The organism is Pedomonas sp., from assembly GCF_036515995.1.
Lineage (GTDB): Bacteria > Pseudomonadota > Alphaproteobacteria > Sphingomonadales > Sphingomonadaceae > Pedomonas.
The window spans coordinates 1-7,393 of record NZ_DATBUP010000100.1 but is presented as its reverse complement, the minus strand read 5'-3'; the positions used below and the strand labels follow the sequence as shown (position 1 = coordinate 7,393).

Below are 7,393 nucleotides of genomic sequence, written 5' to 3'. Positions count from 1 at the left end.
ACCGTATTACAGGGCCTCGGCCCCGGAGATGATTTCAGTGAGTTCCGTGGTGATCGCGGCCTGACGGCTCCGGTTGTACTGGAGGGTCAGACGGTTGATCATGTCGCCTGCGTTGCGGGTCGCGTTGTCCATCGCCGTCATACGCGAGCCCTGTTCGGAGGCTGCGTTTTCCAGCAGTGCACGGAACACCTGCACCGCGATGTTGCGCGGCAGCAGCGCCTCGAGGATCTGCTCCTCGCTCGGCTCGTATTCCACGACGCTGACGGCGACGTCGGCATCACCCTCGGCAGCGACCGGAAGGGCCGCCGGGATGAGCTGCTGGGCAGTGACTTCCTGCACCAGCGCCGACTTGAACTTGGCGTAGAACAGCCAGGCCACGTCGAACTCGCCGGCATCGAACATGTCGATGACGCGCTCGGCAATGGGCTGGGCGTTCGCGAAGCCAAGGCGGCGAACGTTACTCAGGTCGATGGTGTCGATGATCATGTCGCCGTAGAAGCGGCGCAGAACAGCGCGCCCCTTCTTGCCGACGCACAGGATCTTCACCTGCTTGCCCTCGCGGAGCAGCGCGTCGATCTTCAGACGCGCGCCGCGGACGATGTTGGTGTTGAACGCACCGCACAGGCCGCGTTCGGACGTGGCGACGACGACGAGATGAACGTCGTCGCGGCCCGTGCCGACCAGCAGCTTGGACGGTGAATCACCGCGATCGGCCTTGGTCGCAAGCGACGCCAGCACCGCCTCCATGCGCTCGGCATAGGGGCGTGCGGCCTCCGCCGCCTCCTGCGCACGGCGCAGTTTGGCGGCGGCCACCATCTTCATCGCCTTGGTGATCTTCTGCGTGGATTTCACGCTGGCGATGCGATTCTTGAGGCTTTTGAGGCTCGGCATGCCCGGCTACTCCAATCCGCTTACGCGAAGGTCTTGGCGAACGCGTCCAGGATCTCCTTGAGCTTGGCGCGCGTTGCGTCAGACAGATCCTTCTCGGAACGGATGGTGGCCAGCACGTCGGCGTGCTTGGACTTCATCTCGGTCAGGAAGGCACGCTCGAAGCGGACCACGTCGCGCACCGGGATGGCATCGAGATAGCCATTCACGCCTGCGAAGATCGACACGACCTGCTCTTCGAAGCCCATCGGCTGGTACTGGCCCTGCTTCAGCAGCTCGGTCAGACGAGCGCCGCGGTTCAGCAGCTTCTGGGTTGCGGCATCGAGGTCCGAGCCGAACTGGGCGAAGGCCGCCATTTCGCGGTACTGCGCCAGTTCCAGCTTAATGGAACCCGCGACCTTCTTCATGGCCTTCGTCTGAGCGGCGGAGCCCACGCGGGACACCGACAGACCGACGTTGATGGCCGGACGGATGCCCTGATAGAACAGTTCCGTCTCGAGGAAGATCTGACCGTCGGTGATCGAAATCACGTTGGTCGGAATGTAGGCCGACACGTCGCCAGCCTGGGTTTCGATGACCGGCAGTGCGGTCAGCGAACCGGCGCCGTTGGCGTCGTTGAGCTTCGCGGCGCGCTCCAGCAGGCGGGAGTGCAGATAGAACACGTCGCCCGGGTAGGCTTCGCGGCCCGGCGGACGGCGGAGCAGCAGCGACATCTGGCGGTAGGACACGGCCTGCTTGGAGAGGTCGTCATACACGATCACGGCGTGCATGCCGTTGTCGCGGAAGAACTCGCCCATGGCGCAACCGGTGTACGGTGCCAGGAACTGCAGCGGAGCCGGCTCGGACGCGGTCGCGGCGACCACGATCGAGTACTCCATTGCGCCGTTCTCTTCCAGCGAGCGCACGATCTGGGCGACCGTGGAACGCTTCTGGCCAACGGCGACGTAGATGCAGAACAGCTTCTGGTTGTCCGGCAGCGTCTTGTTGGCTTCGCGCTGGTTGATGAAGGTGTCGATGGCTACGGCGGTCTTGCCGGTCTGACGGTCACCGATGATCAGCTCGCGCTGGCCACGGCCAACCGGAACCAGGGCGTCGAGCGCCTTCAGGCCGGTCTGCATCGGCTCGTGAACCGACTTGCGCGGGATGATGCCCGGAGCCTTCACTTCGACGCGGCGACGCTCGACGTTCTCGATCGGGCCCTTGCCGTCGATCGGGTTGCCCAGCGCGTCCACCACGCGGCCCAGCAGGCCACGGCCGACCGGAACGTCCACGATGGTGCCGGTGCGGCGCACGGTGTCGCCTTCACGGATCGACTTGTCTTCGCCGAAGATCACGACGCCGACGTTGTCGGTTTCCAGGTTGAGGGCCATGCCCTTGATGCCGCCCGGGAACTCGACCATCTCGCCCGCCTGGACGTTGTCGAGACCGTAGATGCGGGCGATACCGTCACCGACCGACAGAACCTGGCCGACTTCCGATACCTGGGCTTCAGCGCCGAAGTTGGCGATCTGGTCTTTGATGACCTTTGAGATTTCCGCTGCACGGATCTCCATGACTTACCCTTTCATGGCGAGGGAGAGAGTGTCGAGCTTAGTCTTCAGTGAGCTGTCGATCATTTTCGAGCCCACTTTGACGATGAGACCGCCGAGGATCGACGGGTCAATGCGCAGGTCAACGGCCACATCCTGGCCGAGCCCCGCCTTGAGCTTCTGCTTGAGCTGAGCGACCTGATCGTCGGTCAGCGCATGCGCTGCGGTCACCTGGGCCGAAACCTCGCCCCGGTGCGCCGAAAGCAGCACGCCGAAATCACGCACCACGTCGCGCAGCACCGCAAGGCGGCGATTCTGCGCCAGGACGCCAAGGAAGTTGGTCGTGATCGAGTCAAGGCCGAGGGCCTTGGCAACTGCGGTCACCGCCTTCGTGCCGGCGCTGCGGCCGACAAGCGGGTTGGTAACCAAGGCTGCGAAGTCGCCGCCCTCGTCGAGCGCGGCCGTCACCGTCTTCAGGCTCGCCGCGACCGTATCGATGGTGTTCGATTCACGGGCGAGCTCAAAAAGGGCGGTGGCGTAGCGACCGGCAAGTCCCGAAACGTTCATTTGAGCGTCGGCCACGTGGTGCCCCTTGCGTTTGTAAAACCATAGACGACGCGCCGAAGATGGACCTTCGGCACGAGCGCGGGCCAGCTAGCACGCACAGACCTCTGTTGCAAGGCAACAAAGGACGTGTCCAGACTGTGCGACGATCCGCGCGCCTGTTTCCGGCCCCGCCAGGCGGCGCGCCGTCCACTGCGGAGCGCGCCCGTGAAACGTGGCGGGAGATGGGAAAGCGGCTGTATTGTTGCACTTGAAGTGCGCACCTGCCGCGCCAGGGCGAGGAAAACGCCCGTCTTTCCACTTTCGGTTGTCTGCACCTGCGGCCAGCTGACCCATCTCGCCCCCCTTCATTTTTGTTTCGTAATCATTGTTCGGAAGACCGTCATTTCGCATGTGCGATGACCGTGTTTCCAAGCAATGATTCGCAACGCCCCTGTTCCTGAAGCTACCCCTTCGGCGTGCCCCGGTCAAGGAATAAAACGTGAACAAATAGGATTAAAACAATCGACTTGCTTTATAGCGGGGGTCCGCTCCCCTAGAGGAAGCTCTGAGGATCTATGTCCGGCGTCACCCGCACGGAGGACGGCCAGCGCACCCGCTCCAGCCATTCAGCCATGATGGTTTGCAGCGACATGCCCTTGCGCGCCTTGATGAGGAAGCGCACGCGATGCCGCCCGCGCAGCAGGGCCAGCGGCGCGGGCGCGGGGCCTAGGATCTCCAGCCCGGTCACGCGCGGCGCGGCGCGACCAAGGCTCTGGGCTGTGTCGTTCACTGCATTCAGGTCGGGCCCCGAGAGGATGAGCGCCGCCAGCCGCCCGAACGGGGGCATGTCATGCCGCTGACGGGCGGCGGCTTCCGCCCGGTAAAATCCCTCGATATCCCCCTTCACCAGCGCCTTCAGCACCGGGGCGTCCGGCTGATAAGTCTGGAGGATCACCCGGCCCGGCTTGGCGCCGCGACCGGCGCGGCCCGCCACCTGGGTGATCTGCTGGAAGGTGCGCTCGGAGGCGCGCAGGTCTCCGCCCGCCAGCCCCAGATCCGCATCGATCACGCCCACCAGCGTGAGGTTGGGGAAGTGGTAGCCCTTGGCGAGGATCTGGGTGCCGACCAGCACGTTGACCGCCCCGGTCTCCACACTATTGACGAACGCTGCCGCCTTGGCGGGAGAATAGACCGTATCGGAGGTGACGACCGCCACCTTTGCCTCCGGCAGGACCCTCTCCACCTCCTCGGCCACGCGCTCGACGCCCGGCCCGCAGGCCACCAGCGATTCGGTGTCCCCGCACGAGGGGCAGGCCTTGGGAATGGGCGTGGCAAAGCCGCAGTGGTGGCAGTGCAGCCGCCCGGTCAACCGGTGCTCCACCAGCCACGCCGAGCACATGGGGCAGGTGATGCGCTCCCCGCAGGTGCGGCACAGCGTCAGGGGCGCATAGCCGCGCCGGTTGAGGAACAGCAGCACCTGCTCGCCCCGGTCCAGCGTTTCCACCACCTGCCGGTGCAGCGGCTCGCACATCCAGCGCCCGCGCTCGGGCGGGCTGCGGCGCAAATCAAGGCTGGCGATGGCAGGCATGGACGCGCCGCCGAACCGGTCCGGCAGGCGCACGTGGCGGTACTTGCCGCTCTCCGCGTTCAGCCGGGTCTCCAGCGCGGGCGTTGCCGAGGCAAGGATCACCGGGCAGCCCTCGAGGCTGGCGCGCATCACGGCCACGTCCCGCCCGTGGTAGAGCACGCCCTCCTCCTGCTTGAAGGTGGTTTCGTGCTCCTCATCCACCACGATCAGCTTGAGGTTCGGATAGGGCAGGAACAGCGCCGAGCGCGCGCCGACCACCACCCGGGCCTCGCCGCTGGCCGCCGCGCGCCACGCCCGCCGCCGCTCCTTCTGGGTGAGGTCGGAGTGCCACGCCGTCGGCTCGCAGCCGAAGCGGGCGCGGAAACGGTTGAGCCATGGCTCGGTCAGCGCAATTTCGGGGAGCAGCACCAGCACCTGCCCGCCCCGATCCTCGCCATCCGGCCCATTGTTCGTCTGTCGCAGCGCCTCGGCCACGGCCTCAAAGTACACCTCCGTCTTGCCCGAACCGGTGACGCCCTCCAGCAGCAGCGGCGCGAATCGCCCCTCCGCCACCGGAGCCATCAGTTCCTCGGCAGCCGCCGCCTGCTCGGCGTTCAGCACGGGCTGTGCAAAGTCCGGGTCTGGCTGGGGCACGGGCGCATCGGCCGCCACCGGCACGGGGCGCAGCATGCCTGCCGAGACCAGGGTGCGGATCATGGATTCGGTGACGCCCGATTTGGCCAGATCCCGCACCGTGCCTTGCTGGCCCGCCAGCAGCTCCAGCGCTTCCAGCCGCTTCTTCGTCAGCGGCGCGCCGGCCGGCAGGGTTTCGGCGACCCGGTACTCGGTAATGGTCTTGGCTTCTTCCAGCGCGTCCGAGACGCTCAGCACCATCCGCAGCACCGCGCCCGCCGGGGCCATGTAATAGCGCGAGGTCCACGCCACCAGCTTGCGCGTCGCCTCCGGCAGGGCCGGCACCGGCAGCCTGCCCGCCACCGGGCGCAGGCGGCTTTCCGCCACTTCCTGCACGGCGAAGCTCTCGGGATCCCACACCACGCCGGGCACCTGCCGGGGGCCGAGCGGCACGCGCACCACATCCCCCGGTTGCAGGGCCTCCCCTTCCGGATTCTTGTAATCCAGCACGGAGAGGCCATGCTGACACAGCAGCACACGGACACGATTGCCCGTCGTTCTGCCGTCCTGCGGCTTACCATCGCTTGATGTGGACATACCCGCAGGGTTAAGAACGCCTCAAACCCAAGTCAATGGAGCCTGCGGGCTTAGGAGCGTTTCATGAAATTCTTTGTCGATACGGCCGATGTCGCCCAGATTCGCGAACTGGCCGAAACCGGCCTGCTGGACGGCGTGACCACCAACCCGTCGCTGATCGCCAAGTCCGGCCGCAACTTCCTGGAAGTGGTCGCCGAGATCGCCTCGATCGTGGATGGCCCGGTGTCGGCCGAAGTGGTTGCCATGGACCACGAGACCCAGATGAAGGAAGCCGAGAAGCTTATTCCGCTGGCTTCCAACATCTGCATCAAGCTGCCGCTGACCCTCGATGGCCTCAAGACCTGCAAGAAGCTGACCGACCGCGGCATCCAGACCAACGTCACCCTCTGCTTCACCGCCAACCAGGCGTTGCTGGCCGCCAAGGCGGGCGCAACCTTCATCTCCCCGTTCGTCGGCCGTCATGACGACGTGTCGTGGAACGGCATGGACCTGATCTCCGACATCCGGGTGATCTACGACAACTACGGCTTCGACACCGAAATCCTCGTTGCTTCGGTACGCCATCCGGTTCACGTGCTGGAAGCCGCCAAGATCGGCGCTGACGTGTGCACCCTGCCGCCCGACGTGCTGAAGAAGCTGGCCAACCACCCGCTGACCGACAACGGCCTGAAGGCATTCCTGGCAGACTGGGAAAAGACCGGCCAGTCGATCCTCTAACCCCCAAGGCACGCAGCGTGGCTGATGACTCGCCCAAGATCATCGACTTCCAGTTCGAGGCCATGTCCCGGCTTCGGGCGAAGGTTGACGCGCTGGGCGAGGCCCACGCCTCGCTGCTCCAGGTCGCGCGCAGCCGCGGCGACTCCCAGTCCCGCGTTCACACTGCCGTTCTTGCGGCGCTGGACGCGGGAAGCCCGGAACACTTTGTCCATGTGATCACGCAGGACTGGGTGGACATTCTGGGGCTAGACGCCGTGGCCGTCGCGCTGGAAACCAGCCCGGAGGCAGTGCGCCTTGCCCCTCCCGGCCTCCAGTTCATCGGCCCCGGCCAGCTTGGCGCATGGCTGGACGGCCGCAGCACCGTCAGCGTGCGCGATGTGGAGCTCGGCCTGCCCCTGTTCGGGCCCGCCGCTGACCTCATAAAGTCTCAGGCGCTGATCCGCCTGCCCATGGACGAGCGCTGGCCGCGTGGGCTCCTCGCGCTCGGCTCCCGCACGCCCCACGCATTCGAGAAGCTCGCCAACGTGGAACTGCTATCGTTCCTCGGAGCCGTCTCCGCCCGCTGCCTCAACCACTGGCTGAGCCTGCGGGCGTGACCACAGACGCCGAAACCCCGCCCCCGGCTTCGCAGGAGGCGGACACTCTCGCCCAGCGCTGGCTGGCCGCCCTGGCCCACGAACGCCGCGCCTCGCCTCACACGCTGACCGCCTACGGCCGCGTCGCCCGCCAGTTCATTGCGTTCATGGCCCGGCATACCGGCAGCATGGTTACCGACCAGACTCTTGCCGAGGCGGACCTGACCGACTTTCGCGCCTTCCTCGCCAACCGGCGGGCGGACGGCGCAGGCCCGTCCACCATCGCCCATGCCGCCTCCAGCCTGAAGGCGTGGTATCGCTGGCTGGCGCGGGCCGAGGGA

The 7,393-nt window shown here is 66.1% G+C and carries 7 protein-coding genes; 3 read left to right on the top strand and 4 right to left on the bottom strand.

Translation table 11 applies throughout. From position 1 onward, the window contains the following. Positions 1-6: 6 nt before the first annotated feature. The 4 genes from VIG90_RS07675 to VIG90_RS07660 form a co-directional block, all read right to left on the bottom strand. Entirely contained in the window at positions 7-891 is an 885-nt protein-coding gene (locus VIG90_RS07675; RefSeq protein ID WP_331592902.1) for a F0F1 ATP synthase subunit gamma, read from the bottom strand. Between the two features lie 20 nt (positions 892-911). Continuing rightward, entirely contained in the window at positions 912-2,441 is a 1,530-nt protein-coding gene (atpA, locus tag VIG90_RS07670) for a F0F1 ATP synthase subunit alpha (protein WP_331592901.1), read from the bottom strand. Between the two features lie 3 nt (positions 2,442-2,444). Then, entirely contained in the window at positions 2,445-2,984 is a 540-nt protein-coding gene (locus VIG90_RS07665; RefSeq protein WP_331592903.1) for a F0F1 ATP synthase subunit delta, read from the bottom strand. Positions 2,985-3,516: 532 nt separating this feature from the next. Further along, on the bottom strand, positions 3,517-5,760 hold the full coding sequence (locus tag VIG90_RS07660) for a primosomal protein N' (protein WP_331592900.1): 2,244 nt from the start codon (positions 5,758-5,760) through the stop codon (positions 3,517-3,519). Positions 5,761-5,823: 63 nt separating this feature from the next. Here VIG90_RS07660 and fsa point away from each other — a divergent pair, with 63 nt between their 5' ends. The 3 genes from fsa to VIG90_RS07645 form a co-directional block, all read left to right on the top strand. After that, positions 5,824-6,477 (top strand): fructose-6-phosphate aldolase, encoded by a 654-nt coding sequence (gene fsa, locus VIG90_RS07655; RefSeq protein WP_331592899.1) that lies wholly within the window; start codon positions 5,824-5,826, stop codon positions 6,475-6,477. Positions 6,478-6,494: 17 nt separating this feature from the next. Next, positions 6,495-7,073, top strand: a complete 579-nt coding sequence (locus tag VIG90_RS07650; RefSeq protein WP_331592898.1) for a DUF484 family protein — start codon at positions 6,495-6,497, stop codon at positions 7,071-7,073. Beyond that, a partial coding sequence (locus VIG90_RS07645) for a site-specific integrase (protein ID WP_331592897.1) occupies positions 7,070-7,393 on the top strand: 324 nt, incomplete at its 3' end. The genes VIG90_RS07650 and VIG90_RS07645, both read left to right, overlap by 4 nt.